The organism is Streptomyces sp. NPDC001904, assembly GCF_040297005.1.
In the GTDB taxonomy this organism is placed as follows: Bacteria; Actinomycetota; Actinomycetes; order Streptomycetales; family Streptomycetaceae; genus Streptomyces.
In genome coordinates this window covers 1-24,890 of record NZ_JBEOYI010000023.1, presented here as the reverse complement: position 1 = coordinate 24,890, position 24,890 = coordinate 1, and the positions used below count along the sequence as shown (strand labels likewise).

31 protein-coding genes and 1 pseudogene are annotated in these 24,890 nt (G+C 68.6%); 23 read left to right on the top strand and 9 right to left on the bottom strand.

Features of this window, described 5'->3' with window-relative positions; genetic code table 11:
• The first annotated feature begins 11 nt into the window (after window positions 1-11).
• Window positions 12-710: an IS5 family transposase gene (locus ABT127_RS29560; protein ID WP_351456441.1), complete on the top strand. Its 699-nt coding sequence runs from the start codon at window positions 12-14 to the stop codon at window positions 708-710.
• Between the two features lie 76 nt (window positions 711-786).
• Here ABT127_RS29560 and ABT127_RS29555 read toward each other — a convergent pair whose 3' ends face one another.
• From ABT127_RS29555 to ABT127_RS29540, 4 genes are all read right to left on the bottom strand, one after another.
• Window positions 787-1,338, bottom strand: a complete 552-nt coding sequence (locus ABT127_RS29555) for a hypothetical protein (protein WP_351456438.1) — start codon at window positions 1,336-1,338, stop codon at window positions 787-789.
• Between the two features lie 104 nt (window positions 1,339-1,442).
• Window positions 1,443-2,936, bottom strand: coding sequence for a transcriptional regulator (locus ABT127_RS29550; RefSeq protein ID WP_351456436.1), 1,494 nt, complete (start codon window positions 2,934-2,936; stop codon window positions 1,443-1,445).
• A 740-nt stretch (window positions 2,937-3,676) separates the two neighbouring features.
• A complete protein-coding gene (locus tag ABT127_RS29545; RefSeq protein WP_351456434.1) occupies window positions 3,677-4,930 on the bottom strand; it encodes a helix-turn-helix domain-containing protein in 1,254 nt (417 codons plus the stop codon).
• Window positions 4,927-5,253, bottom strand: a complete 327-nt coding sequence (locus tag ABT127_RS29540; RefSeq protein WP_351456431.1) for a putative quinol monooxygenase — start codon at window positions 5,251-5,253, stop codon at window positions 4,927-4,929. The genes ABT127_RS29545 and ABT127_RS29540 overlap by 4 nt, the downstream gene beginning before the upstream one ends.
• Window positions 5,254-5,573: 320 nt before the next feature.
• Between ABT127_RS29540 and ABT127_RS29535 the strand changes: the two genes are divergently transcribed.
• From ABT127_RS29535 to ABT127_RS29465, 15 genes are all read left to right on the top strand, one after another.
• Window positions 5,574-6,422, top strand: a complete 849-nt coding sequence (locus ABT127_RS29535; RefSeq protein WP_351456428.1) for a hypothetical protein — start codon at window positions 5,574-5,576, stop codon at window positions 6,420-6,422.
• A 167-nt stretch (window positions 6,423-6,589) separates the two neighbouring features.
• Entirely contained in the window at window positions 6,590-6,910 is a 321-nt protein-coding gene (locus ABT127_RS29530) for a hypothetical protein (RefSeq protein ID WP_351456425.1), read from the top strand.
• A gap of 91 nt (window positions 6,911-7,001) precedes the next feature.
• Window positions 7,002-7,187 (top strand): hypothetical protein, encoded by a 186-nt coding sequence (locus ABT127_RS29525; protein ID WP_351456422.1) that lies wholly within the window; start codon window positions 7,002-7,004, stop codon window positions 7,185-7,187.
• A 165-nt stretch (window positions 7,188-7,352) separates the two neighbouring features.
• Entirely contained in the window at window positions 7,353-7,664 is a 312-nt protein-coding gene (locus ABT127_RS29520; RefSeq protein WP_351456420.1) for a WhiB family transcriptional regulator, read from the top strand.
• Between the two features lie 56 nt (window positions 7,665-7,720).
• Window positions 7,721-7,948 carry a DUF5999 family protein gene (locus ABT127_RS29515; RefSeq protein WP_351456417.1) on the top strand — a complete coding sequence of 76 codons (228 nt, stop codon included), beginning with the start codon at window positions 7,721-7,723 and terminating at the stop codon, window positions 7,946-7,948.
• A 134-nt stretch (window positions 7,949-8,082) separates the two neighbouring features.
• Complete coding sequence (locus ABT127_RS29510) at window positions 8,083-8,454, top strand: RNA-binding protein (protein ID WP_351456414.1); 372 nt, start codon at window positions 8,083-8,085, stop codon at window positions 8,452-8,454.
• 57 nt (window positions 8,455-8,511) lie between these two features.
• On the top strand, window positions 8,512-10,665 hold the full coding sequence (locus tag ABT127_RS29505) for a hypothetical protein (protein ID WP_351456411.1): 2,154 nt from the start codon (window positions 8,512-8,514) through the stop codon (window positions 10,663-10,665).
• Between the two features lie 112 nt (window positions 10,666-10,777).
• Window positions 10,778-11,296 (top strand): hypothetical protein, encoded by a 519-nt coding sequence (locus tag ABT127_RS29500; protein ID WP_351456409.1) that lies wholly within the window; start codon window positions 10,778-10,780, stop codon window positions 11,294-11,296.
• Window positions 11,293-11,598, top strand: a complete 306-nt coding sequence (locus tag ABT127_RS29495) for a hypothetical protein (protein ID WP_351456406.1) — start codon at window positions 11,293-11,295, stop codon at window positions 11,596-11,598. The genes ABT127_RS29500 and ABT127_RS29495 overlap by 4 nt, the downstream gene beginning before the upstream one ends.
• A gap of 131 nt (window positions 11,599-11,729) precedes the next feature.
• Window positions 11,730-13,952: an ATP/GTP-binding protein gene (locus ABT127_RS29490; RefSeq protein WP_351456403.1), complete on the top strand. Its 2,223-nt coding sequence runs from the start codon at window positions 11,730-11,732 to the stop codon at window positions 13,950-13,952.
• Between the two features lie 33 nt (window positions 13,953-13,985).
• The gene (locus tag ABT127_RS29485; protein WP_351456401.1) at window positions 13,986-14,423 is read left to right on the top strand and encodes a conjugal transfer protein TraB; all 438 of its coding nucleotides are present in this window, start codon (window positions 13,986-13,988) and stop codon (window positions 14,421-14,423) included.
• A 352-nt stretch (window positions 14,424-14,775) separates the two neighbouring features.
• Window positions 14,776-16,899 carry a chromosome segregation protein ParM gene (locus ABT127_RS29480; protein WP_351456399.1) on the top strand — a complete coding sequence of 708 codons (2,124 nt, stop codon included), beginning with the start codon at window positions 14,776-14,778 and terminating at the stop codon, window positions 16,897-16,899.
• Window positions 16,900-16,967: 68 nt separating this feature from the next.
• Window positions 16,968-17,159 carry a hypothetical protein gene (locus tag ABT127_RS29475; RefSeq protein WP_351456396.1) on the top strand — a complete coding sequence of 64 codons (192 nt, stop codon included), beginning with the start codon at window positions 16,968-16,970 and terminating at the stop codon, window positions 17,157-17,159.
• Between the two features lie 50 nt (window positions 17,160-17,209).
• Complete coding sequence (locus ABT127_RS29470) at window positions 17,210-17,371, top strand: hypothetical protein (protein WP_351456394.1); 162 nt, start codon at window positions 17,210-17,212, stop codon at window positions 17,369-17,371.
• An 87-nt stretch (window positions 17,372-17,458) separates the two neighbouring features.
• The gene (locus ABT127_RS29465) at window positions 17,459-17,989 is read left to right on the top strand and encodes a DUF6197 family protein (protein WP_351456392.1); all 531 of its coding nucleotides are present in this window, start codon (window positions 17,459-17,461) and stop codon (window positions 17,987-17,989) included.
• Between the two features lie 88 nt (window positions 17,990-18,077).
• Here the strand turns inward: ABT127_RS29465 and ABT127_RS29460 are convergent, their stop codons facing one another.
• The 3 genes and pseudogenes from ABT127_RS29460 to ABT127_RS29450 all read right to left on the bottom strand — a co-directional run bounded on the left by ABT127_RS29460 (window position 18,078) and on the right by ABT127_RS29450 (window position 19,788).
• Window positions 18,078-18,503 carry a hypothetical protein gene (locus ABT127_RS29460; protein ID WP_351456390.1) on the bottom strand — a complete coding sequence of 142 codons (426 nt, stop codon included), beginning with the start codon at window positions 18,501-18,503 and terminating at the stop codon, window positions 18,078-18,080.
• 32 nt (window positions 18,504-18,535) lie between these two features.
• Window positions 18,536-18,715, bottom strand: a pseudogene (locus ABT127_RS29455) (IS110 family transposase); the annotation flags it as partial.
• A 602-nt stretch (window positions 18,716-19,317) separates the two neighbouring features.
• Window positions 19,318-19,788: a hypothetical protein gene (locus tag ABT127_RS29450; RefSeq protein WP_351456387.1), complete on the bottom strand. Its 471-nt coding sequence runs from the start codon at window positions 19,786-19,788 to the stop codon at window positions 19,318-19,320.
• A gap of 197 nt (window positions 19,789-19,985) precedes the next feature.
• Between ABT127_RS29450 and ABT127_RS39370 the strand changes: the two genes are divergently transcribed.
• A complete protein-coding gene (locus tag ABT127_RS39370) occupies window positions 19,986-20,108 on the top strand; it encodes a DUF3885 domain-containing protein (RefSeq protein WP_502971806.1) in 123 nt (40 codons plus the stop codon).
• On the opposite strand, the gene ABT127_RS29440 is transcribed toward ABT127_RS39370, so the two are convergent.
• The gene (locus ABT127_RS29440; protein WP_351456382.1) at window positions 20,090-20,674 is read right to left on the bottom strand and encodes a YrhB domain-containing protein; all 585 of its coding nucleotides are present in this window, start codon (window positions 20,672-20,674) and stop codon (window positions 20,090-20,092) included. The two genes, ABT127_RS39370 and ABT127_RS29440, sit on opposite strands and share 19 nt — an antisense overlap.
• A gap of 370 nt (window positions 20,675-21,044) precedes the next feature.
• Here ABT127_RS29440 and ABT127_RS29435 point away from each other — a divergent pair, with 370 nt between their 5' ends.
• The 6 genes from ABT127_RS29435 (at window position 21,045) to ABT127_RS29410 (ending at window position 24,134) form a co-directional block, all read left to right on the top strand.
• Window positions 21,045-21,551 carry a hypothetical protein gene (locus ABT127_RS29435; RefSeq protein WP_351456379.1) on the top strand — a complete coding sequence of 169 codons (507 nt, stop codon included), beginning with the start codon at window positions 21,045-21,047 and terminating at the stop codon, window positions 21,549-21,551.
• Window positions 21,548-21,763 (top strand): hypothetical protein, encoded by a 216-nt coding sequence (locus tag ABT127_RS29430; RefSeq protein WP_351456741.1) that lies wholly within the window; start codon window positions 21,548-21,550, stop codon window positions 21,761-21,763. Before ABT127_RS29435 ends, ABT127_RS29430 begins: the two co-directional genes overlap by 4 nt.
• A complete protein-coding gene (locus ABT127_RS29425) occupies window positions 21,757-22,305 on the top strand; it encodes a GGDEF domain-containing protein (RefSeq protein WP_351456376.1) in 549 nt (182 codons plus the stop codon). Before ABT127_RS29430 ends, ABT127_RS29425 begins: the two co-directional genes overlap by 7 nt.
• 294 nt (window positions 22,306-22,599) lie before the next feature.
• The gene (locus ABT127_RS29420) at window positions 22,600-23,010 is read left to right on the top strand and encodes an Imm10 family immunity protein (protein WP_351456373.1); all 411 of its coding nucleotides are present in this window, start codon (window positions 22,600-22,602) and stop codon (window positions 23,008-23,010) included.
• A 73-nt stretch (window positions 23,011-23,083) separates the two neighbouring features.
• On the top strand, window positions 23,084-23,356 hold the full coding sequence (locus ABT127_RS29415; RefSeq protein WP_351456370.1) for an ASCH domain-containing protein: 273 nt from the start codon (window positions 23,084-23,086) through the stop codon (window positions 23,354-23,356).
• A gap of 337 nt (window positions 23,357-23,693) precedes the next feature.
• Window positions 23,694-24,134, top strand: a complete 441-nt coding sequence (locus ABT127_RS29410; protein ID WP_351456367.1) for a hypothetical protein — start codon at window positions 23,694-23,696, stop codon at window positions 24,132-24,134.
• A gap of 96 nt (window positions 24,135-24,230) precedes the next feature.
• On the opposite strand, the gene ABT127_RS29405 is transcribed toward ABT127_RS29410, so the two are convergent.
• Window positions 24,231-24,545: a hypothetical protein gene (locus tag ABT127_RS29405; protein ID WP_351456364.1), complete on the bottom strand. Its 315-nt coding sequence runs from the start codon at window positions 24,543-24,545 to the stop codon at window positions 24,231-24,233.
• Window positions 24,546-24,890 lie beyond the last annotated feature (345 nt).

Genomic DNA, 24,890 nt, shown 5'->3' with positions numbered 1-24,890 from the left:
CCGGGCCGCTGATGCGCGCGTTGAGGCACAGGGAGGCCGGCCAGGAGAGTCTCGGCTTCACTACGCGGTGGGTCCGGTGGAGGCGGAGACGGGGGCCGTTTAGGTGGGGGCGGGGTCTTGGGCGGATAGTCGGGCCGCGGCTTGATGTCCTCGGGCTCGATGCTCGAATCCATAACGCCTCCCCGGATCAGAGCCACAGAGGGGGCGCCGTCCCAGCCACCCCAGCCGAGGCGATCGGCCGGTCCCGCGGCGGACTGAGCACCAAAATCCACCTCGCGGTGGACCGCCGGGGCCGGCCGCTGTCGATCGTTCTCACACCCGGACAGGTCGGGGACAACCCACAACTGCTGCCGGTGCTGGACGCGATCCGCATCAACGCCCCGGGTCCAGGTCGCCCTCGCAAGCGCCCCGACGTGCTGATCGCGGACAAGGGCTATGCCCATAACTCCACCCGCGCCATTCTGCGCCGGCGCGGCATCAGTCATGTCATCCCCGAGCGGACCGACCAGCGGGCGCGCCGGGCATCTAAAGGCAGCGGCGGCGGACGGCCTCCGGGATTCGACCGAGCTCTCTACCGGGAACGCAACGTCGTGGAACGCTGCCTCGCCCGCTTCAAGCAGTACCGCGACCTCGCCACCCGCTATGCCAAACGCGCCGTGATCTTCCGCGGCAGCCTCACACTCATCGCCGCAGTCATCTGGCTCCGATGATCGACAGGACAGGCCTTAGGACGCCTGCTCAGAGCCCGCACCTGCTTGAGCCCACCCCACAGACCGTCAATCAGTGCTACGCCGCAGCGGGCGGGAGGTCGAGGAGCGCCCAGATCTGCCGGCCCTCCGCTGTTGTCTCCGTGCCACAGCTGGCAGCGCCAAGACCGCGGAGCGAGACGAGGGCCTCGTCTGCGAGCGGCGTCGTCGGCGCCTGGTGGCTGAGGGCGAGGATCAGGGCACGGCCGTCCTGCTCAGAAAGGTGCACGCTGATCCGGCGGCCGCCGTCTCCTTGGACTGTGCTCACCAACATCTGCACGACGTCCCCGAGCGTGTCGGGTGCGCGCAGACCCCATGTAGCGAGCCGATCGGTGACGTGCCCGGCGGCCTTCTTCGGGATCCACGCGCCCGTTTCCAAGGTCCATGAGGCGCCTTGCCGGTTCTTCATCACGGGCAGTCCGTGCCGCCGGTGCGCGCGCTGAGGAACGGGGAGCCCGGCAAGGAGTGCCTCGGCTTCGCTGCGCGGCGGGTCCGGTGGGGGCGGGGACGGCGGCCGCTTGGGCGGCGGCGGAGTCTTGGGCGGGTAGTCCGGCCGCGGCTTGATGTTCTCGGGCTCGGTACTCGAAGCCATGACGCCCTCCCGGGTGCAGAACCTCAGTGTAGGACTCGAGGTTGGTGCGCACCGCCCCCTTGGGCGACCTTCTGCTCCGACCACGCCGCTCGCTCACGACGTCCCTACCTGCGTCCGTAGGTCATCAGCGAGCTGCGCGAGCCAGCATCGAGCTGTGCGGCGCGGGCCACCAGGCGCTCGCCGAACACGGCCAGCGCCATATGCGGGTCCATGCACCGAATGTGCGTGGTCTCGCCCCGCATCAGCTCGCTCGCTGCGGCGGCGCGCAATTCGGCAAGCTCCTGCTCGCTCGGCTCCAGCGGGAGGACTGCGTCGGCGGCGTCGACCTCGGCCTGGCGGCGGCCGCCGGTCGCCGCATCCCTGACCTGCGCGAACGCGGCATCGACCTCGCGGAGGACCGCGCGGCTGGTAGGCGCGTTCCAGTCGCCTTCGTATCGCTCGGTGCGGGCGCGGACCTGCTGAATGCGGTGACGGCGGGCCGCTTCCTGGGCGCCACGCCACTGCTCGACCGCGGCGGTCCGCTTCTGGGGGGTGTCCAGCACTCTCTCCGCGCCGGTGAGCAGCACGGCGAGCAGCCCCGAGCCCCGGCGGACCTCGGCTGCCTGTCCGCGTACGTGCAGCCAGGCCCTGACGTCGGTCACGGTCCATCCGGCATCAGCGACGTTGCGGGCAACCCAGGCGATCCGCGGCACCGAGCAGCCTCGCAGCCAGTCAATTTCCAAGGTGAGCTCCCGCGCCAGTTGGTAGCGGCGTCCCACCGTGTTCAGGCTTCGGCGACCGCTTCTGCTGGCCTTGGACTTCGTCGGGGTGTGGGACTTGGCTTCCCCGCTTGCGAGCTTGCTCTCAGGGGGGAAGGAAGTAGTACCTGCAGAAGAAGACGCTGAGGTACCCACCTGCATTGGGGTGCAACGGACCTCATGAGAAACAGCGGTCACAGACCGCTGCTCAACTCCCCTGCCCGAGGCCTTCGTCGGGCGCTTCGAGGACGACTTCGGCCGCGGGCGGCGTACCTTCCGGGCCGCCTTCTTCGCCAGCTTCGCCATCAGCTCCCGACCGGCTTCGCCGAACCCGGAGACCGCCCGCGTGTAGGCCGGAGCGGTCTCGTCCCGCTGCACCGTACGGATGCCCAGAGCCACATCGAACTGCGCAGGAATCATCCGCGCGAACTCGCTGACCTGTGCCGGCCCGCCGGACACCCGGGTGCCCTTGACGATCCACGCGAGCAGCCCCGCCTCTCGCATCATCCCGAGGTGGTACTCAACGGACCGCTCCGACAGGCCAGTTCGGCGCATCAGGTAGCTGATCCCAGGACGGCAAGGTGAGAGCTGCGCGAGCTCCTGGGCGACGCGCACGGTCGTCGGCCCGAAGGAGCGCGGCCCGTGCGAGCGGTACCGCCGCGGCTCGTAGAGCCCTGATCCGGCGACCCAGTGGACCGCCTGCATCCAGGAGTAGCCGTCCAGCGCGATCCGTCCCGTCGATGCCGACAGCCACTGCGACGCCTCCCCCACATACAGTCCGGTCGGCACGGGCGCGGCAGCGTCGACCGACGCTCGCGGGATGGGCATCGCCACGGTGGCCGACGGCACCGTGCCCCTCATCGGCCCACCGTCCTGAGGAGGCCGATGTGGAGCACTTCACGTGCGGGAATCGGGCAAAACGGGGCTGTACGGGCGCAGTACGGCTGGAAAAACGCATGACGGCCGTGCACAATGACTCCTGTCGTTGTGGCACCGTCACACGGCATAAAGAAGCCCGGGTTCCGGTGCTTCGAGGTTCGGTGCGAACCAAGGAAGACGGTCGATCCGGCTGCTAACCGGAAAAACCACCCCTTCGGACAGGACTGCTAATCCGTCCGGTGATGGGAGGGGGCGCTCGGCCCAGGCGTTGGTAGCGCCTGACGGACCGGAGCGTCCCAGCGGCCTAGAGCCGCCAATCCGCAGCTACGTCATCGCCCTCCGGGAAGCCGTGCGGAGACGCATGTCCCAGAGAAGGACGCGGGAAGTCATGAGCGCTACTGCGCAGTTGTCGAGAATCTGGTGGCATGCACGGCGAACTCCCGCCGGAGCGACGGTCTTGCGTCGCTGCAACGGCGGGGTGGTGTGTGCATGAGCCGGGGTACGGGTACCCTGCATCACGCGACCGCCTCTCATCCAGGTGGTTCGCACGGCCGGAGTTCTCCAGCCGCCCCCCTCGGGCTTGTCGAGAGCCCGGGGGGGTTTCTCTGTGATCTCACAGATGTCCTGCGACACCATACCCGTGCCCCCACGGCCGCGCTGACAGCGCGTCACCATCGTGTCGTGCTGAGCAACCAGCAAGGGAGCGCCGACCTCGGTCTTCTTCACTCCGTGAGTGCATCGGCGCGCTGGGCCAGGGCTGTGAGCTCAGGCGGTGCGCCGGGCCCTGCGACCAGGACGAGTTCACGAATCGTCTGACGCGCGGCGTGATGGGTCCGGATCGTCTCTGGTGACAGTTCCTCCGCGCGCAGAAGGCAGCGGAGAGCTTCTCCAGCGTGTCGCCTCTGCGCGTGGGCTCGCCCCAGGTCCATGAGTAGCCTCCCTTGCCGTTCGTTCGACAGGCTCTCAGCATCGATGTTCGCTCCGATATCGAGGGCTTCGCCCGCGTCACTCAATTCGACGGCCGTAGCGACGGCTTGGATCTCGACGTTGACAGAACCAAACTCAAGGTTGAAGTCGTTACGGTTTTCGTCACCCATCCTTTTGGCGACGGCTCGCGCCTTGCTGATTTCTGCTCTCGCCGCGCCACGGCTTTGGGCTCGTGCATGTACCAGTGCTCGGGCGAGATAGAGGGATCCCAGCACGGACATACCGGAGGGGCTGAGCTGCTTCGCGGCGTCGAGTGCTTCGAGTGCTTCTACGGCTGTGGTGGCTGCATGCTCGGCCTGGTCGAGCCGTTTGAGGCGTACGAAGGAATGGACCATGCGATAAACGCCTGCACAGACGTGGAGAGGATCTCCAGATCTTTCCGCCGCCCAGATGGCGCGGTCTGCGGCCACCCATGCGGCATCCGACTCATCTTGACGTGCGAACGCTGCGGCGAGTGCCTGATACGTGCGCGCGAGGAGGAGGTAGGCCTCGGACCGCTGTTTGGACTCGACTACGCGCACTGTCTGCTCAAGGGCGGGCAATAGCGCGGTCAGCCGGGTGCTGACCTGAGCGAACTCGCCCTGATGAGTGAGGCTCCACATCTCCTCAACATCGGAGGCCAGTTGTCGCAAATCCTTGGCCGGCTCGATGCGGGACACGCCGAGGATCGTTCCGACTGCTGGATGCCCTGAGATGAGCTGGCGGGCCTCGTCGAGATCGTTTGACTGGTACTCAATCGCTGCGTCGACAGCCGCGGCCGGCATAGGTGCCCCCGGGCGGAGTTGTTGAGTGGAAACACCGAGAGCGTCGGCCAACTCCTGCAGGACGTCTATGCGTTCGACAGGTTGGACACCCCGCTCAACCTGGGACATCCAGCTCGCAGTTTTTCCCATGGACGCCGCCAGCTGTTGCTGCGTCAGCTTGCGTTCCTTACGCAGGGCTGCGATGTGCTTGCCGAACTCCCGGTGCTTAGGGTCGACGGCTGTCATGACACTGCCGGCGGAGAAGGCCGCTTACCGGTGAGCTCGCTCAGGAATGTGACCTCGGTGCTCGCGAGGTACTGCGCTCGCTCCCGCAGCATGTCTTTGGTGTGCTGCTGCGCTTCGTGAGCGTCGAAGGCGGCGCGGTCGGCATAGAGCTCGTAGAAGCAACGGACCAGCGGCTCGGCTTCCGGCGTGTGCACTGCGTAGATCAGGGTCCCGGTCTCGTGGCGGATGCCTTCGAGGGTGCGGGCCACTAGGGCGTCGAACTGCTGAGCCGCGGTGGCGTCAAGCGTCGTGAAGCGCACCCAGAGTGCGAATCCGCCTGTCACATCTCCTCCTTGAATAGCCGTCACCCCGCACCTTCTCACACGCGCCCCCTGACTGCTAGTACGCAGAAAAGCTTACATTGAGTGATTGACTCGCAGAGATTCTGTGAGTTAGCGTCTTCGCGGCATCAAGTTCCACCGCAGCCGATCGTCACTTCGGTGGCCGGAGTCGAGGCACTTCTAACTCCTCCAGGTCGGCTGTGTTGTACCGCCCGACAGCGCAGCTGTGCTGTCCAACCTGCAGGACGCCCGATCGCTGGCGGCCCGGAGGTCGGAGAGAGCACCTGCGACGCACCCCTGTCCCTCCGTACAAAGGAGCGTTCATGCCCACGCGAACCCGTGAAGTGGTCTCCCGGGAGCGCTCGCGCCGGGTCCGGTCCCGCGCCGTCAGCACTCTCCCGATCCTGGTCGTCTCGACCCTCAAGCCGCACGAGGTCGACCTCCCGTACTCCTCGCTGGTCTGCCCGACCTGCCGCACCTGGGTGCCGATCAACGCCCCGCACAGCTCGCGGCCGAAGCTGGTCCCCCATCACACCGAGACGGAGGGCTCGGAGGACCCTGTCCGCTGCTCCGGCAGCAACCGCCTCGTCAGCATCAACATCAGCGCCGATCAGTGGTTCGCGCGCCTGGAAGAGGGACTGACTCAGACCGACGGGCGACGCTCAACTCGCGTGCTGCGCAAGCCAGGGACGAGGCCGGCGCCCGCCGTCATGCAGATCGTCGGCGGCGCGATGGACGACAGGACGGCCCGCAAGCTGGACCAGGCGCACGTCCGCGGCTGCTCTACCTGCTCCGTGCGCGATGCCAAGGGCGAGTTTCTGCGTGCCGCCGACATCAGCGCCCGGTGCGCGGACGGCCGTCGCCTCGCTCAGCTCGCCGCGCACACCAAGCGGCTCGCCCCTGCCCGCCGCAAGGCAGAGATGGATGGCGAGGACTGGAGCGACCGCTGCGAGCAGGGCCAGCGCCTGCTGCACGAGCAGCAGTGGGCGCAGCACGCGGAGAAGGTCAACAAGGCTGATGTCCGGCGGGTCGACGACGCCCTGACCGCGCTGGTCCAGATGCTCAACACGCACAAGGCTGACGCTCCGCAGCTCACCGCGTGGGAGCGCGCCGACCTACTCAGCGCGATCTCGCTCCTGGCGACGCAGAAGGAGCAGCTCAAGCGCCGGTAGCACGCACCAGCACGTCGAACCGCCACGGTCCCGGCCATCTCGCCCAGTTCGGGGAGGTCGGGGCCGTGGCTGCTCGTACGACAGCCGAAACGACGTCAGCCCCGGGGATTGCGCCCCCGGGGCTGACTCATACCCAGACCTATCTGGAGGTCTCGATGACTGTCAGCATGGCACACCCTCTCCCCCGCCAGAACGTCGACGTCAGCGTCGACGACGTGACCATCCGCCGGGGCCTGCAGCGCGTCATCGACGCGCAGATCGGCCCGCGCGGAGTCGGCGCCATCTACCACAATGTCGACGGAGCGTTCGAGGTCGTCGCTGTGGTCCGTGACCACGCCAGGGCCAAGGCGCTGCTCAACCGGCGGTGCGCGCAGTGGGCGCTGATCGTGAAGGACGTCCTGCGTTCCGGTGCCGAGCCGTTCGCGATCGGGTCGGCCTGGACCACCAGCGACATCCTCGTGCGCGAGACCCCGACGGGAGTGCGCTGATGAACGCGATTCTGGCTCTCACCGACGCCGAGCGCGCCGAGTTGTCCCGCAAGAACGCCGAGAAGAACAAGCAGTCGGAGAAGAACCGCCGATGAGCGCTCGTCCGACCGACGACCTGTACGTCCGCTACATGGACGCGTTCAAGACGTCCTCCGAACACATCGCGGCCTGTCCTGCCTGCCAGGCAGACCAGCCCTGCACAGCCGGTCGGCCGATTCACGAGCGGTTCCACCGGCTGCAGGACGCCTACAACAACCGCCAGAAACAGCAGCGCTGACCCGGCCCTGCCCGTCGCCCCCGCGCCGCACCACGGCCGGGGACGGCGGAGAGCGCCGGCCACCACCGCCCGCTCCGGCCGCACCCGCGGCCACCCGCACATGCAACAGCCCCGGGGATGCCGCCCCGGGGCTGCTTCGTGCTTCGGACCTGTCTGGAGGCCCTGATGAATCGCGGATCCATCCTCCGCACGTCGGCCAGCAACTCCCTTTCGACGGCCTCGCCCTTGCAGCCCGTTCCGGCCTGCAAGGGCGAGGACCCCGACCTGTTCTTCCCGGTCGGCGACGGAACGCGCGCCCTGTTCCAGGCCGCCGAGGCCAAGGTCATCTGCCGTACCTGCCCGCTTCAGGCCACCTGCCTTGAGGGCGCCCTTCAGCGAGGCGAGGAGCACGGGGTGTGGGGCGGCACCGACGAACGCGACCGCCGCGCCATGCGCCGCGTCGCCGCTCGGCAGAACACGGCTCGCAACGCCGCCTGACCTGCCTCCTCCCCCACTCCCCCATGTCATCGCCCCTCGAACCCTCGGAGGCAACCATGCGCCACACCGCTGCCGGCAGTGACCAACTCCCCGCCTCGCTCTGCACGCACCCGACGCCCTGCCCGCGCGCGGACAGCACCGACCGGGAAGCCGCCGCGGTCGTCGCCGCCCACCCGGAGCAGGGCTGGAGCCTGCTGTGCAACGGCGTCCTCGTCTTCGACGACACCGGGGACCTGTTGCCCGACGGCCGCATCGTCGCCCCTCACCGCCCGCAGCTCGTCTAGGTCTGACGGCTGCCCGATCCGCCCGCACCGAGCCGCCGAACCCCCGGCAGCCGGGTCGGGCGGTGACAGGGAGCCGGACAGCCCGGACCAACTGGCCGCGCGCCGGTGCACCACCCTCGATGTGAGGAGAGCACATGACTCAGCACCAGACACAGGTCGTACAGCCCCAGGTCACCTACGCCAAGGGCGACCTCGTCTTGTTCCGCGACGCCGAGAGGTTCTGGCTCGGTCTGCCCGGCCACACCTTCGTCGGCCGGGTCGAGCGCGCCTGGACGCAGTCCGACACCCGCAAGGTCGTCTACGACCTGACCGAGCTGCGCGACAACCGCGCCCGCACCGGTATCGACCCCGCCTACATGCGACGGCTCCCGGCCACGGACGCGATGCACGACATCGACACCGCGCCCCTGCGCGAGCCCGACACCGGCGCGATGACCCCGGCCGCCGTCGCCTGGCTGCGCCGCCACCTCGTCCAGGACACGGCGCTGCCCGCACCGCGCATCTGACAGCCCGTTCCGCCGCCCCTTTCGCCTGGGGCGGCAACCCACCTGGAAGGAGGCGGCGTGGCCGCCGCACGAGCACGTAACAAGACCCACGGTAAAAAGACGGCCGCTCCTCGTCGGCCGTCCCGCCCCGCCGCCCCGAAAGCGGCCGACGCCGCCAGCACGGCCGGTATGGCGGCAACGGATGCGGACACGCTGGTGTTTGCGCGCGTGGCCGACGCCCGTGACCGGGCCGCCGACATCATCGACGCCGCCCGCGACCGTGCCGCCGACGTCCAGGCCGAGGCCGAAACCGCGGCCGCGCACACGGTAAAGGCCACCCACGAGCGCATCGCCCAGCTGCTCGGCGACGCAGAAACGCAGGCCACCGGGACCATCGCGGACGCCACGCGGGCCGCCCGCGACGAGCGCGAGCGTGCAGCCGCCAATGTCGGGACCGCGCGCGGCGAGGCCGAGCAGCTTCTCACCGAGGCCCGCCAGCGGGCCGAGACCATTATCACCGAGGCCCGCGCGCAGGTTGCGGAGCTCACCGAGCACACGGCCGCCGACCGCGAGGCCACCGCCACCGCGGTTGCCGAGCTGCGGCGCCTGGCCGGGGACGACCTCGCGGAGCTGTCGGCGTTGGTCGAGCAGCGGCGCGGTGAGGCCGGGCAGATCCTGGCCCGCGCCCAGGAGCAGGCCGAGCAGCTGGTGGCCGCCGCGCGGCACCAGGTCGAGCAGGCTCACAAGCGCTGTGAGGCGCTGACGGCGACGGCGGCCGTGCAGTACGACGGGCGCCGCGCGGAGGCTGAGGCGCTGTATGCGGACGCGGTGAAGGCCGCTGACGCCCGACGCCGGGAAGCCGACGAGCAGGTCACCGCCGCGCACCGGGATGCGGAGCAGGCCCGCACTGAACTGCGGGACACGCTGCGCACGCTCACCGAGCAGTTCGACACCGAGGCCGCCGCTCGCCGAAGGAAGCTCACCGACGAACTCGCCGGCCTCCAGAGCGCGTGTGAGCAGCAGCGCGAGCGGCTGCGCACCGAGGCCGGGTCGGTAGCGGCTCGGCTGCGGGAGGCCGCGCAGAAGGAAGCCGACCGCATCATCGCCGACGCCGAGAAGAAAGCGAAGGGCGTCACGGACAGGGCCGAGGCCGATGAATTCCGCGCCAAGCGCATGCTCAAAGACGCCCAGGATGCCAAGCGGGCCAACTCCCGCTGGAGCGGACTGAGCCAGAAGCTCGGCCACAAGGCGTGGAAGACGGCGCCCTGGATCGCGCTGACCGCAGGCGTCGGGCTTGCCGCCTCCGGCGAGTACGAGCTGGCCCGCATGGTCGGCATCAACCAGTACGTCGCCCCGCTTCTCCCCGTCTCCATCGACGTCTACTGCGTCACCGCGTTCCGCGCCAAGAAGGACATCCCCTACGCGTTGCTGCTGATGGCGTCGGCGAACGTGACCTACCACCTGTCCGAACAGGCCGAGATCGTCAAGCCGGGACACTCGGCGCCGTGGCAGCTGACGACCTTCGTGGTCTTGATCTTCGTCGCGGTCATCTGGCGCGTACACACGCTCATGCACACGAGCGGTACGCACGACGCGGACAGTACGGAGCGAAACGGAACGGCGGACCGTACAGGTACGCCTGACCGGACCGGCACTGTACAGGGGCAGTCGGGCGAGCGTACACAGCCCGTCCATACAGACCTGTACGGCGCCGACTCGGCTGTACACACGGGCCGTTCAGCCGCTGTGGCGGACAGTACGAACCCTGTACGCACCCCCGGGCAGCGACAGGGTGCCGACACCACGAATGGGGGTCTGAGCAGCGCGAACAGTCACCGTACAGACGGCGTACACACCACCGCCGACACCCGGGCCCGTACAGGTTCGACGGCGCGGGAGCGTACAGGTTCGGCCAGTGCCGCCGTACAGGCACGCACCGCGACCGTCAGCGTCCGTACACCCCCCGGCCAGGGCGGCGTACACAGCGCCCGTACAGGTACGGATGCTGCGCCCTCCGGTGCAAGCGGAACGGGCGCGGACCGTACAGGTACGCCGTACAGGACGGACGACGAACTTGCCCCGCTCGTACAGAACCTCCCGCGCGACGCCAACGGCTTCGTGTCCCTGTACAGGGCGCGTACAGACCTCGGCGTCAACCAGGACCGAGCGGTCCGCCTGCTCTCGGCGGCCGGCCTGCTGCGCCCGCAGGACGCCGACAAGCACCTGACCTGACCTGTCCGGCACACACCAGTGAGGGCCAGCCCATTCGACCTGGGCTGGCCCTCGCTGCGACTGCCGGAAACCAGCAGTCCCAGATCCCCCAGTACAGCAGGAGGAACCCGTCATGACCAGCGACAACGAACAGGCCGCACGCTTTGAGGGGTTCGAACAGAACGCCTCCCAGGCGGAGGGCCCGCTGAAGGAGGTTGCGGCGAACCCGGCGGCCTACGCCCGATACCTCGCCGACCTGCAGCGCATGGTGCTGGAGGTGACGCGCAACGTCGAGACTCTGCAGACCCATGTGCGGGTCCACGCCCGTGACCAGCGCGTGGAGGGCGACCGGTGGGGCCAGGCGACGCTGCGGGCCATGCCGCTCGAGCGTTCGGTGAAGTCCATCCTGTCCGACCTCTCCCGCCTTGCCCGAGATCTGGAAAAGAGCGCGCACCGGCATTTCGAGCATTCCGAAAAGATTCAGAACGTGGCCAAGGCGCGGCATGAAAAGGCGCTGGAAAAGGTGCGGAAGAGGAATCCGCAGCTGCAGGGTGTTCCGAACAGCTCTGCTGGTCAGGCTGGACAGCATCGGGATTCGGGGTATGGTGTTCCTAAGTCGGTGTACGACCTGCAGGGCCGTGAGTCCGCGTGACCCGCCCGCTGAATAAGGTCGAACGATCCGCCGTCAATCGAAACTCATGGCTGGCGAGTGAATCCCGGAAGGCCCGCGAATCGCGCGGCGACCTCGGCGTCATGGAATTCTGGCTCCGCCTCACCCGGTCCGATATTTCCAAAGCCCTGAAATCCGGTCATGCGGATGTGCTGCACGCCTTCACCCAGGTGTGCCGGCTCTTCCGGGTCGCGCTCGCCGAGCGGGCGCAGGGCAGGCCCCGGCTGTTGAAGGACCTGCTGGCCTACGCCGAGCAGGTTCTGGCCAAGCACCCCGATCACTGAACGTCGCCACACGAAGGCCCCGTCGGTCCGCCGGCGGGGCCTCGCGCGCGCGAAAAGCGTGCACACGTGCACCCGTGCACGCGTGCACACAAGACGTCACGTTCTGTCAACCCTCAGAAGGGAGGGATTCGATGTCCGACGACGGTGAGCAGGAGGACGGCCGGGTGGTCACCGGCCCCTGGGGCGACAGCGACCACGTCCCGCCGCCCGCACTGCCTGACTTCCCGGACCCGGCACCCATGCCGCCGGAATCCCCGGAGGAGACCACGCTGGAAATGCCCCGTATTCCAGACGTTCCCCGCCCGCCTGATCCGGCTACGGCACTCGCGTCCGAAGGCCTGCTGGATATTCCGTCCGTCGACGACGAGACCGAGGAATACGAGGAAAGCGAATACGAGGGGCGTCGGTCCGTCGCGGATATCGTCAGTGATTTCCTGGAATTCCGGATGGAGCGGGCCAGGGAAAGGCAGGCGAGTGAAGCGCCCTATAAGGAGGCGGAAGTCGCGCGCCGGGTCGCTTTGATGGAGGCGCGCACCGCGCAGGAAGTCGCACTGATGGAGCAGAACGGAAAGCTCCATCAGGCAATGATGAAATCGCGCGGCGACAAGGCGGGCGCCCGATCGAAATCTGATTCCGGGTTCGGTGCCGACAAGGGCCGCTCGAAGTCCGGCGGCGGGCTGGGCGGCGGCGCAGGCCGCGGCTCCGGCTCGGGTTCTGGTTCCGGCCGGGGCGGCGGCACCGGGCGTAGCAACGGATCGGCGGCCGGGAACCGTAGCGGTGGCTCGCACGGTCCCGGGAAGGGCTCTGGCGGCTCCTCTGGCGGCCGTTCAGGCGGTGGCAGCCGCAACTCCCCGTCCGGGGGCGGAAACCGCTCGCACAACGGCTCTGGCGGCTCCGGGGGCGGGGGCGGGCGCAAGAAGTCGAGCGGCAGCGGCTCAGGAACGGCCGGCACGCACCGAAGTGGTGGCGGCAACGGCAAGAAGGGTTCCGGGCACGACAGTTCATCCGACAGCGGGCGAGGTGGCGGCGGAGGGTCACGCCACCAGCGCAAAGCCCAGCGGCAGGCAGCACATCAGCAGCGTGCGGCCACCCGGCAGCAGGCCGGCCTCGCGGACCGCACCAAGGACCGCGACCAGGCGCGCGCCAACCGGCAGACGCAGTGGGAGCAACGCCAGGCCCGCCAGGAAGAGCGCCGCGGCCGCCGTCAGGAACGCAGGGACGCCCGCCGGGATAAGCGCAAGGAGGCCAAGGACGGGCGTACCACGCTGGGTCAGGCCGCCGCGGAGGCCATGGAAGAACGCTGGCGCAAGCGCCGCGAGCAGCCGAACCCCGCAGCCACTACGCCTCCGACGGTCGACCTGACGAAGAAGCCGAAGCCCGCCGCGGCCAGTGACGGGACACCCAAGGTCGACCTGACGAAGAAGCCGAAGCCCGCCGCGGCCGGTGACGGGACACCGACCGCACCACCGGCCGGTACGGGCGCGGCGCCGAAGGTCGACCTGACGAAGAAGCCGAAGGCGGGCAAGAAGGACAAGCCCCGAGATGGCAAACCGGCCGACGGTGCCGGTGAGAAGAAGACCGGCGCCGGAAACGGCCCAGCGCCGACATCGGCCGATGACGCGAAGCCCGGCGGCGCGAGTGATTCGCGCGCCAAGACCGGAGGGTTTCGTGAACGGGCACGCCGGATCTGGGAGCAGCGCAGCCAGAAGCAGGAGCAAGCCCGCCGCGCTCAGGACACCGCGGGAAAGCCGGTGCCCGCTGAGTCGCTCGGAATCACCGTCGAACGTGAGCGGCCGCGCGGATCGGGACACCCTCCGCCCCCGCGCCGGAAGCAGCGCGTGGTCAGGGGCCTGCCCCCGGCGCCTTCCCCGAGGGACCCCGCCCAGGGTGCGCCACCCCCTCGGGTCCCAGCTGATGAGGAGACACCGTTGAGTCAGATGGCACGCAAGAGCGGGGCCGCGCAAGGGCTCGCCGCGCAGCACCGTACGAACATCACTTTCAAGGAGTACCTCGTCGAAGTCGTCAACCTGGCGGTCTCGGCAGCGCTGAACAAGGCCGAAGCCGAGGACCTGGCCGAAGCGCTTGTCGCTGTGGCCAAGGCGCTGCGGGAGATGGCGATCGACCTGGTCGGGGACCACAACATCGACACCCGCGTCACCGACCTGATCTGCGATCTGGCGGACTCCGCCGACCGGATGCGGGCCCTGGCCGAGCGCTGGGCCGGTGCGTGCGGGGACGCGAGCAACGCGGCAGCGACCGCCGCAATGGCAGTCGGCCGCACCTACAGCGCCGACCTCGAGGCGATGGAAGCCGGCGGCCTGCAGCATGCGTCGGCCGCCGCACACCACGACTGATCCCCAACCTCCGCTGATGAGGAGCAACCTGGCATGAGTGATCTGACACCGGCGGCGTCGCCGGCCGCAGCTGGGACCAACCTGGCGCCGACGGATTCCGACAACCGATACAAGGCGGTTCAGCACAAGCTGACGGCGCTGGCGACATCCCTGGACGGAGCGGCCGAGCGTCTGCACCGGCTGCAGCGCAAGATGCACACCGACGCACAGACGTCGGAGGGACTGGCCCGCGACATCGACCACGCCGAGGTCGACAAGAAGTTCGTAGAGATCCAGAACGCGGTGTCCACCGCGCTGGGCGGCGCCGCGATCGACGCCCGCCACCTCGCCACCACGGTGGCCGACACCAGTGCCGATGCCTGGGAGGCGAAGACCACCCACGCGCGTCTGTACGAGGCCCTGGACCACGTGCGTTCCGGCCGAGCCGAGCGCACGCCCAGGCCCGGCTTCTTCGAAAACCGCGGCGGCTGACCCCCGCTACTCCATCACGACGTCAACTCCCGGCCGCCGGGCCCCCAACGGGACCCGGCTGGTCGCAGGTGGCATCCACACCGAATGCGGATGCCACCTGCAACCACACCGCCGCCCCCTCCCCCAGCTCCGCCCCTCGGAGGCCTTCGTGCTGCTCCACGCTCTCGGTCTGCTGCTGACCGCCCTCGCCTACTTCGCAGTTCGGCGCGCCCGCAACACGGCTCGCACCAACGCCGCACGCGCTACCCGTGAACGGGAGCGGAACCGCTGCCCGGGCCATCACTGCGGCTGCTGCAGCCCCCGCCCCTGACCACCGCCCCTCCCCCTCCCTTCTGATGAAATGGAGTTCCCGGTGTCCATTCCGCGCAGCGTCGTGCTGGAACGCCTTACCTACACAGCGGCCGTGCCGGTGATCGCCGCGGCCCCCAACCTCTCCCCCGACGGCGCGACGACCGCCGGGGTCCTGATCGCCGGTGCGGCCGGCGTCGCGGCGATCATCGGCGAGTGGATCGCCGGAGTGAAGGGCACCACCGAGGGCGCGGGCCGCAAGATCCTGCGGCTCAGCCCGCTCGCCACCGCGGGCCTCATCAGCGCGGGCGCCCTGTGGACGCCGGGCTGGTACTGGGGCGCCGACATCGCCGCGGCCGCCGCCTGGGGCCTGAGCTACAGCTGCCTGCTGCCCATGTCGCGGCACACCCGCCGCGGCCACCGCCCCGCGCTCGCCGCCCAGCTGGAGCCCGCCGCCGAAGCGACCGAGCCGGAGCAGACGGTTGCCGACGGGGCGAACCTGTTCACGCAGCAGAACCGGATGCTGTGGGAGCGCTCCGGGATGCCCGGCCGGACCCTCATCGCCAAGGCCAGCCCGCACCCGGGCACCCGAAACGACCTCACCCTCACCCTGAGGGCCTCCGAAGAAGGCCGCCCGATCACCGGCCTCACCGAAGCCGCGATCGCCGCCGCCTACGACGTCGACGAACGCGCCGTGAGCATCGAACGGCTCACCAACGGCGACGGCACCCTGGTCGGACCGAGCTGGCTGCAGGCCCACATCACCCCCGACGAGCAACGCCGACGCCGCTCCACACCGACCCGCACCGAATGGTGGGACGACACCATCGGCGGCGAGCGCGGCCCGATCCCCCGCTCCCAGTTCGTCGACAAGATCCGCGACGAGAAGCGGGGCGTGACCCACTACATCGGCCGGATGCCCGACGGTGCCGGCGCCCCGCGCATCGACGAAGCAGCCCTGTGCCGGGTCCTGGGCACCACGGAGGACGACGGGACCGTGTTCGTCACCCCCGACGGCCGCTCCAAGTTCCTCATCTCGTACTGGGACAAGACCCCCCTGGCCCTGCTGCACCCGGCCACCCGCGATCTGCTCACCCCCGACCCGGCCGGCCGGTACGTCGTCGGCTACCTCGGCAACGGCCAGCCCGCCCGCAACCGCTGCCACACCGACCGCGGCGCAGCCCACGGCCTGTACGTCGCCCCCTCCGGCGGCGGCAAGACCCAACTGCTCGCCCTGTCCGTCGTCGCCGACGCCAACTGGGGCGCCGTGATCTGGCTGGCCGCCGAATCACCCGACGAGAAGATCGGCACGCTCGGCAGGCACGTCGACCGCCAGGGCTTCGGCGCGCTCTACATGCTGCGGGCCCTGCGCGCGACGAAGGCCCTGATGGAGATCCGCGCCGAGATGGTGTGGGCCGACGGCCAGCTGCACGACTGGGACCCCTACCTGCCCGGCAGCCCGTACGCGCCGCTCAAGCTGAAGCTCGACGAGTTCCTCTCCGGTACCCGCCACGAGCTGTACGGCGCGGAAATCATGGACCTGGCCGAGCACGTCTCGGTCAAGGGCCGTAAGTACGGCGTCGGTGAGGACGTCGCAGGCCAGTCCATCTACGTGCAGGACGGCTTCACCCAGCTCCTCAACGAGAACCTGCGCGAAAACTCGATCCCGATCGTGCTGAAGGTCGCGGCGAAGAAGGTCACCGAAATGTTCAAGGCCCTCGGCATCAAGGGTGAGGACATCCCCGCCCCCCTCCCCCGCTCCTTCACCCAGGAGCCGGAGGGACGCATCGAGCGGATCATGAACGGTGAACCGGAGCCCGCCTCCAACGCCAACACCGGCGGCGTCGGCTGGATCATCGAAAACCGCAAGCCGGAAGTCCTGCGCACCCTGTTCCTCGACTTCAAGCACGACATCAGCCACCTGTTCCCCGACACCATCACCCGGCTGACCGAGCACGAGATCGCCGAACTCGAGGCGCGCGACCTGTGGTTCGACTGGACCGAGCCGCCCCGCCCCGGCGAGTTCGGCGAAGAGCCCGACGACCTCGACGACGACAGCGACGGACCCGACTACCCACGCAGCGGCCGCAGCAGGCCCAGCCGGGCCAAGAACCAGCACCAGGCCGAGCGACCCGTCACCACCCCCGCTCAGGCCCTGGCCCGCATCAAGCACCTCACCAACACCTGACCCGCGAGCCGGGGCAGCCCCGCGCACCGGGCCGCCCCGGCATCCCGATGCCTCGAAGGGAACATCCCGTGACCATCACCCTGTCCCTGCTCATCGTCAGCCTCCTCCTGGTCGCGTTCGCCCTCAGGAACGGCCACGTACGGATCGGGTCCGCCGTCAGCTGCGCCCTGTTCGGCTTCGCCGTCGCCGGCACCACGGCCGGACCGATCGTCACCTCGACCATCGGCGCTCTGTTCGGAGTCCTGTCCCACATCGGCTGACGCGCGCATCACGGACCCCACGGGCTCAACACCACTGTGGGGAAGGCCAGATGACGTACATCGCGCACCTGCACTACGTCTGCTGGCGCTGCGACGAGGACAACCTCATCGAAGGCGACGGCTGCGACTGCTGCGACCGCATCGACAACATCCCCTACGAGTGGGACTGCTGGAACTGCGGCGCGATCAACGCCACCCCGGACCTCGACTGACCACCAGCACCCCTCCCCCGCGCTCAAGGGCGCCGCCGAACCCCCCTCCCGGCGGCGCCCTTTGCCGTGCCCGTCAGGAGCCCGCCCGTGCACACCACCCACCGGCCCACCGCGCCCAGAACCACCCCCCAGCCTCCGGCCGCGCCCCTGAGCCTCGACGAACGCCTCGCCCTCATCAACACGGCGATGGCCGCGCGCCTGGACGAAGCGGCCGTCGCCTACGAGGTCAACACCGCGCACATACCCACCGCGCCGCTAGCCCTCACCGACGTTGTCACCGTCCCCCTCACTCCGCGCCTGGCCCCCGAGCCGTCCCGCACGCCGGTCGCCGGCCTCCTGCACCGCACCCTCCACCTGCTGGAGTCCGACGGCTGGTGCTCGGGTGCCTACTCCACCCCGGAGGGCGCACACTGCCTCCTCGGCGCGCTACGCGCCCAGGCGTCAGGCGACCACCGTCTCGAGCAGCGGGCGATCGACGTGCTGATGGACGCCATCCGCGGCGCGTTCGGCCCGGACGTCGACACCATCCCCGCCTTCAACGACGCCTGGGCAGACGCCCGCACGCCGCTGCGGATCCTCGGCATCGCCGCCCGCCGCGCCGACGCCCGCGGCCTCTAGACCCTGCCCCGTTCCGGACCCCCTGCCTCGTACCCGCCTCCCCACCTGGGGTGCGGGCGCGGGACAGACACCTCAGGCGCCTAACTCGTCAAGCCTGCGTGTCTCTGGCGTCTTCGGCATCGAGCGCCGCGTCCAGGGTGTCTCCGATCTGGATGAGGTCTTCCGCAGAGAGCTTGGGTGGAGTCCAGTGATGTGCGCGTGCGTGATCGACGAAGGTCTCGTCCAGCGGGACGTGGTAGCGCTCGACGTAGTGAGCGAGGTCTGAATACCAGAACCACTCGCCGTCAGTGTGCAGCTCCAACGCGCCGATGAGTTCGTTGCTCAGCACGTCATGGACTGGTGTGCCGCTGACGGCAAGGGCAGATCCTGAACGGAGATAACGCACCAGCTTCTCTGCGCCCGGGGCGGCGTGGTCGCGGACCGAGTCGCGAAGTGCAGGGCCGTCGGGGCGACCATGTGCCAGTTCCTGAAACTCACCTAGGAACCGGTTGTGGGGAAAAGATTCACTGGCCATGCGCGGAAGCCTATTCACGGCCTGCAGCCTGGTCACGCTGCCTCTAGAGCTTCGGCAGTAGTAGATGGAAATGCCGTCTGTTCATCGAACAGCTTGTGCTGTTGGAGACAGTGGTAGAGCTGGCCGAGCATCCGGTTGAAGAGGTTGCGCTGGGCCGCTGCGTGCCAGTCGCCATGGTCGTCGCGGCGCTTGCGGTAGTGCGTCTTGGCGCCGAGACGTGCCCCGTCTTTCCCAAGGCCTCATGGGCCAAGCCGCCCGCTTGCATCCACTCGGGCACCACACGGGCCGCCACCACTCGAACGCTCCGCCGTGAATACCGCCCGAACGGACCGCTCTGAATTCCGGATTAGGCCGCCCGGCCCCTCACCTGCACGTCACCCAGCGCACTCCCCTGCCGAATCGCGGCCGCCAATATTCGCGGCCCGTCCTGTCCGTAAGGAGATCGCTCATGCTCATCCCCCGTCCGCGTCGCCGGATCGGCCGGCCACACCCGCAGCGCCCCGGCCCCCACCACCCGCTCCCCCAGCACCGCCTGCCCAGCGCCTGGACCCGGTGATGCCCGCCGCCACAACGCCGCGCACACGCCAAGCCCACCAAAGTGCCGCGCCACAAGGCATCGCTGCCAACTGGAGTTCACGCGGGTTCCGGGAGCGATAGAGAACACGGAGAACCACAAGTGGGGAGGTCAGTGGTCTCCTCATGCCTCCTGCTCGACCATGCCAACTGTTGCGAACAGTTGGCCGATTCTGCGAGCTTGGCCGACAACTTGCGAGGCCATGCGGGACTCCGGAAGTCGCCGCCTGCCTGTGCGGGCTCAGGCTGTGCTGGAGGTGCCCCAGTCATCGCTGGTGCGGTGACGGTCCAGTCCTACGGCCTCGAACTCGTCCTCGCCCAGGCTCCTTCGTGCGCCAAGCCGCCGCAATGCCTGTGAGATCGGGCTGACTGCACGCGAGAACCGCTTCTTTTCAGGCTCGCCCAGTGGTCCCAAAGCCAGCGAACCGTCCGCCCAGACGGCGGCGCGTTGCTCGCCGACTCCGCCGAAGTAGTCAGCTTCCACGTAGGCGACCGGTCCTGTTGAGGACCACTGGGCGAGTCTCGTCTCAAACCCTCCCGGCAACTTCCAAAACCCCAGATCGCCTTCGGCGCTGTCGTCTGTGACGACGTCGCAGACCTCATCGGTCATCGGCATCAGCGACAGGCCCTGTCGGAGAGGCACCACTCGGGATCCCGGCACCTCTCGCGACGCAACCTGCAGCAATTCGTCCGACGCGATCACTGCCTCCAATTGGTAACCCACCCTGCGGCCTCCCCAACCGATTGGAGCCCCATCTTGCCTGGTTCACCGCGCACGAACCCGCGTGGCTCCCCGGCTCAGAACCCGCACGCCACCAGTGGGTTCCTGCCAGCGCACCTTCAGAAGCCGCGAACCCGCTGGTTCTGGAGTACGACCATGGCGCCGTCCCCGACGGCCTCGACACCCGGATGCAGCCCATCCACCACCCCTACGACGGTGGCGCCGACGTTTTCCTCGCCACGTCCGAGGAACGGGACCGGGTGCGCGATCGGCATGCCGACTGGCTCTCCTGTCACCCTTCGGGTCTCTGACCCGCTCGGATCTCCGCCCCGCTCACAACCGTCTCCACTGCAAGTACCGGGTTGAGAGGCTCCACGAGTTCTTTGGTGGCGACGGCCACGAGACGCGCGGGCGCATCACCATCCAGCAAGGCGCTCACATATTCGATGGCCTCCGCAGGCGAGAACATCGGCAGCCTCTGGCGCAAGGACCGCACAGCGTGCACGCGTCCGCGCGCAACGGCGACTTCGCACAGCGCATCGTGTAGATCATCTACTGCGGTGCGCACCGGCAGCCCACGTATCCGGGCTCGATAGTCGGCCTCCCACTCCCCGGTTACCGCGGAGACGACGCCGACCCGGTGCAGTCCACCGTCGACACGGTCGACCAGATAAGGCCCGTTACCGGCCAGCATGAACTCCGGGTTCCGGGTGCGTACAAACTCCTCGGAGGTCCAGGAGACGATCCACACCAGCTCGTGCTCCTCGACGTCGACCACAGCCATCCGCATCGCGTCCATACCCGCAGCCCGCCACTGCTGATAGTCGCGCTCCAGCTGGTCCTCGACAGCCTGAACGGCGGCCTCTCGCTCGATCACGCATGCAGCTTCCCGCACCGACCCCTCCCTCGACCAGCGAATTCGCACGGCCCAGGGGCACGTACGAGGCGTCTAGCGAACCTTCTTGGCCAGGAATACGACAGCAACGGAACAAACGCACTGCACCAGTACCTCTACGCACCGTCGGAACCTGCTACCCGTGCGCCCAGGGCTACGAACCCACCCCCGGCACCTACACCACCCCCACGGCCCCGACTCCGCCCGCCCCGGCACATCACCTGGCTGCCTGAGCTGCGAAAGGACCCTCAAACCGCCTTCGAAGCAGCGCCACCCCGCACACACCGGCCCCGCCCCGGCTTTCCCGGGCGGGGCCGCCCCGTTCCTCCACCGACATCAGGAGCACCCACCCATGCAGCGTCCCGCCGTCTTCGCCGCCCTGCTCGGCCTGACGCGCGCCGCCAGCGCCATCGGCGACTTCTGGATCCAGACCGACTACTGCGCCCGCGTGAAGGGCGCCTCGGACGACCACCAGATCACCTACGAGGACCCCGCCACCGGCGCCAAGACCGTCCACGGCACCGCCGACGGCCGCAAGGCCTGCCTGCACCACTGCCTCACCTACACCGCCACCCAGGCGATCGTCATCGGGGCCGGGGCCCGCGCGCTCGGCATCAAGGTCCACCCCGTGGCGGCCGCGGCCGCGCTCGCCGTGTCCTTCGGCACGCACTACGCCGCCGACCGCCGAGTCCCGGGCGAGGGTTTGCTGGAGCGGATCGCGACCCGGACAGGCAAGACCAACTTCCACAAGCTGGCCGACTTCGGCATGAACGGCGCCTTCCACCTCGACAGTTCGTGGCACCACGGCTGGGAGACCGCCGCCGCCTTCATCGCCACCACGAAGGCGAGCACCCGGTGACCGGCCAGTCCCGAACCCGGCTGGAACGGGTACGTGCGGCGGCCGGAATCGCCGCGCTGGCCCTCCAGCAGATCGAGGACGACCTCCGCGCCGACGACATCGGCCAAGAGGAACTCGCCGCGATCCTGCGCGAACTCATCAAGGACACCGACCCGCCCGCCGGCTTCACCCGCCAACTCCCTCAACTATCCGGACAAGGCACCACTTGCTGATCTCCGCACAGGACAGGCGGACCAGCACCCAGTATTCGGTGATCGTACAGAGCAGCCTGTCAGGGCGGTCGCCGGGTGAGTTCGTCGCCGTCGTCGAAGTCGAAGTCCCAGGCAGGATGCGTCTTTCAGATCAGCCGTGGTCTTCCCAATTCTCCTGGCAGAACCGGGCTTCGCTCACCATGTCCCGTCAGCTAGGCCGGAACCTGCGCGCTTCCGACCTCGACCACTTCAAGCAGATCAACGACACCCACGGTCTTGAGGCCGGCGACGCAGTGCTCGCCGTGACGGGCGAGCGTCTGGCCCGGTGGGCCGGACCGCACGGCACCGTCGGACGCCTCGGGGGCGACGAGTTCGCCATCACCACCCGCTGCCAGAACAACATCGAGCAGCACCTGAACGATCTGATCGACGCCCTGAACCAGCCCGTGCCCACGAAGGCCGGCCCGCTGCCCGTCGCCGCGTCCGTCGGCGCAGCTCTCCCACGCGCTCAGCACGAGCGACCTCAGTGCCCTGCTGCGCGGCGCAGACGCCGCGATGTATGAGGGCAAGCACTCCGGCCGCGTCGTCCTGGCAACCGCCTTGCACGCGACCGTGCCGAGCGTCAACGGCCGCCGCGCGGGCCGCCCCGGCACTGCCCTGGAGCGTGCCGCATGAGCACCACTGAGCTCGCCGGACGCGACTGGTGTGGACACTCACGCAATTCCCCAGCCAGAAGTTCATGTTCTTCCCCAGGGGAATCCCGAAGTTCGCGTCGTGGGCACCGTCGTCTGGACGTTGAACCGTAGGCGCCCCGCCCCTGCGTCCCCTCTCGGCTGGCGCGCTGATAGAACCCCGTCATGACGTACCGATTCACTGCTCGTGCTGCCACAACAGAGATCGACCCTGACGGCTACTTCACCGAAGCAGCTCTCGCCGAGGGCTCGGACGGAAGCGGATTCATCTTGCTGTTCATGGCTGGCGAAGACGACCCCGATGATCAGGAGATCGCCTTGGGCATGGACACACACTGCCTGGTCACAGCCGGCCAGGGGACCGCGTACGGCTGTGTACGTGAAGCCGTTCTGACGGGCAACGTCCTGCGCGTGTCACTCGCCCCGGAAGCACTGCAGGACCTGCGGCTGACTGACAGCGAGATCGAGGCCGTCATCGAAGCGCCGACCGAAGACGTCGCCGTGTTCCGCGAAGTCCTCACCCAGGTGCTCGCCTACGGACGTGCGGACGCTCTGCCCACCCGTGTAGCCGTCTGAACCGCCCGCCGGACCTGTCCACCGCAGGGTGGGGAATTACGTGAAGCCGAAAGCATCACCCGTGGGGAATTACGTGACCGTCGACAACTGGCTCCGCGGCATCACGATCCGCCAGCCCTGGACGACGTGCATCCTCGCCGGAAAGGACATCGAAAACCGTACGACCGCGACCTGGTCGTGGCGCGGCTGGCTGTTCCTGCATGCCGGGAAGACCACCGAGCGGACCGTGCTGCGTGATCCGCTGGTCGCCACCGCGATCTGCGGCCGCACGCTGCACACCCGCGTCGTCATCGGCGTCGCCCGCCGTACCAACTGCCACCAGGACCCCGCCGACGCTGCCCTGTGATCCCGTTGGGCGCAGGCCGACGCGTTCCCCTTGGCCCTGACCGCCGTCCAGGAACTCGCCTTGCCCGATCCCGTGGCCGCACGGCCAACTCGGTGCCCCCCGAGTGAAGTTCTTCCACCTTCTGCCAGGCCACAGCTTCTCTGGCCTTCAGTTCTTCCGGCAGAGACACCGTGGCGCCCCACCTTCAGGCCACTACGGTAGAAGCCAGCCGCCGTCCTCGGCAGGGCGAACGACCGACTTCGGAGGCCCGCCCGATCGACCCCTTTCACGAGGTAGCCGGGACAATGAGCGAGCTGGAACCGGTGACTCCTCAAAATCAAAGCAGGGCGCTGAACTCATGATCGACCCACGGCCGACGACGCAGATGATCTCTTTCGCCGCCTGGCGGGACAGTGCCCCGCATGTCGGGCACGTGGCCGGCCGACACTACGTCACCCTGGCTGAGCTTCTCGTCCGCCTGGGGAGTTACGGCCTCGGCCTCACATGGCGAACCCAGGTTTTCGATGATCATCTGCACCCCGACTTCGCCAAGCTGGCCAGAGCTTCAGCCCATGGAATCCCCACCTTCGAGCTGCTGGCCATGGACGCGCCGTACCTGCAGGCTGTCGATGCAGATTTCGAAGGGTATGCGGGAAGTGAACTCGTACTGACCCTTCGAGAGTTCGATAGTTCAAAGTGGGACGTCCGTACAGCAGACGAGTGGGTACTCAGCGAGATCCGACGGCACTACCCCGACGCCAGGCCAATGACTGCTGACGAATGGGACGCCACGAACTGAGACCACGCAGGGGAATGTTCACTTCAGAGGATCCGGATCCATCTTGCCTCCGTGCCCCAGCACCCTCTCCCCATGTAAGGGCTCTACACCAACTGATCATGTAGGACAACGTCTAAGAGCCACGGATGAGGTGCTGTCGTGGGCCCGTAGTAGCTCTTCCTTCCGTCTGCGGGCGTAACCCTCCAGGTCCTGCTTGATCTTCATGACGTCCTCCGCTCGGATCCGGATGGGGCCGCAATGCAGGGCATCGCAGGAGCGGGGAAAGCTGCCGTCGATCAGAGAGACACCGCTGAGTACGACGCCGGCGACGTACTCAACCGCAGTGCACAGCACCGGGTGGAACGAGCAGTCCTCATAGACGTCGCCCACCTGTATGCCGTTCGGGTTGCCAGGGTCTGGTGTTTCGCTCATGGAGAGAACCGTCTCAGGTACCGCCATATTCAGCGATGGTCAGGCCCGCTCAGGACGTCGGAAGCCGGAAGCCGCTCATCAACCGACCGTGGGCTTCACCAGATCGGCTTCCTCGCGATCATCGACCTGAGATTGCGAACCGGGGCCAACACCCTTTAGCGGGAGGGCGCCGCAGGGCATTTTGCGTCGGGCGCCGGCATGAGTCGCCGACTCAGCGTCCCGGAAGGTCCGAGCGGGGGGGGGGGGGGGGGGGGGGGGGGGCAAATTATCAAACCCCCCCCACCCGCGCGGGCGGCCGGCCCCCCCCCCCCCCCCCCCCCCCGAACAGGAGGGGCGAGCCCCCCC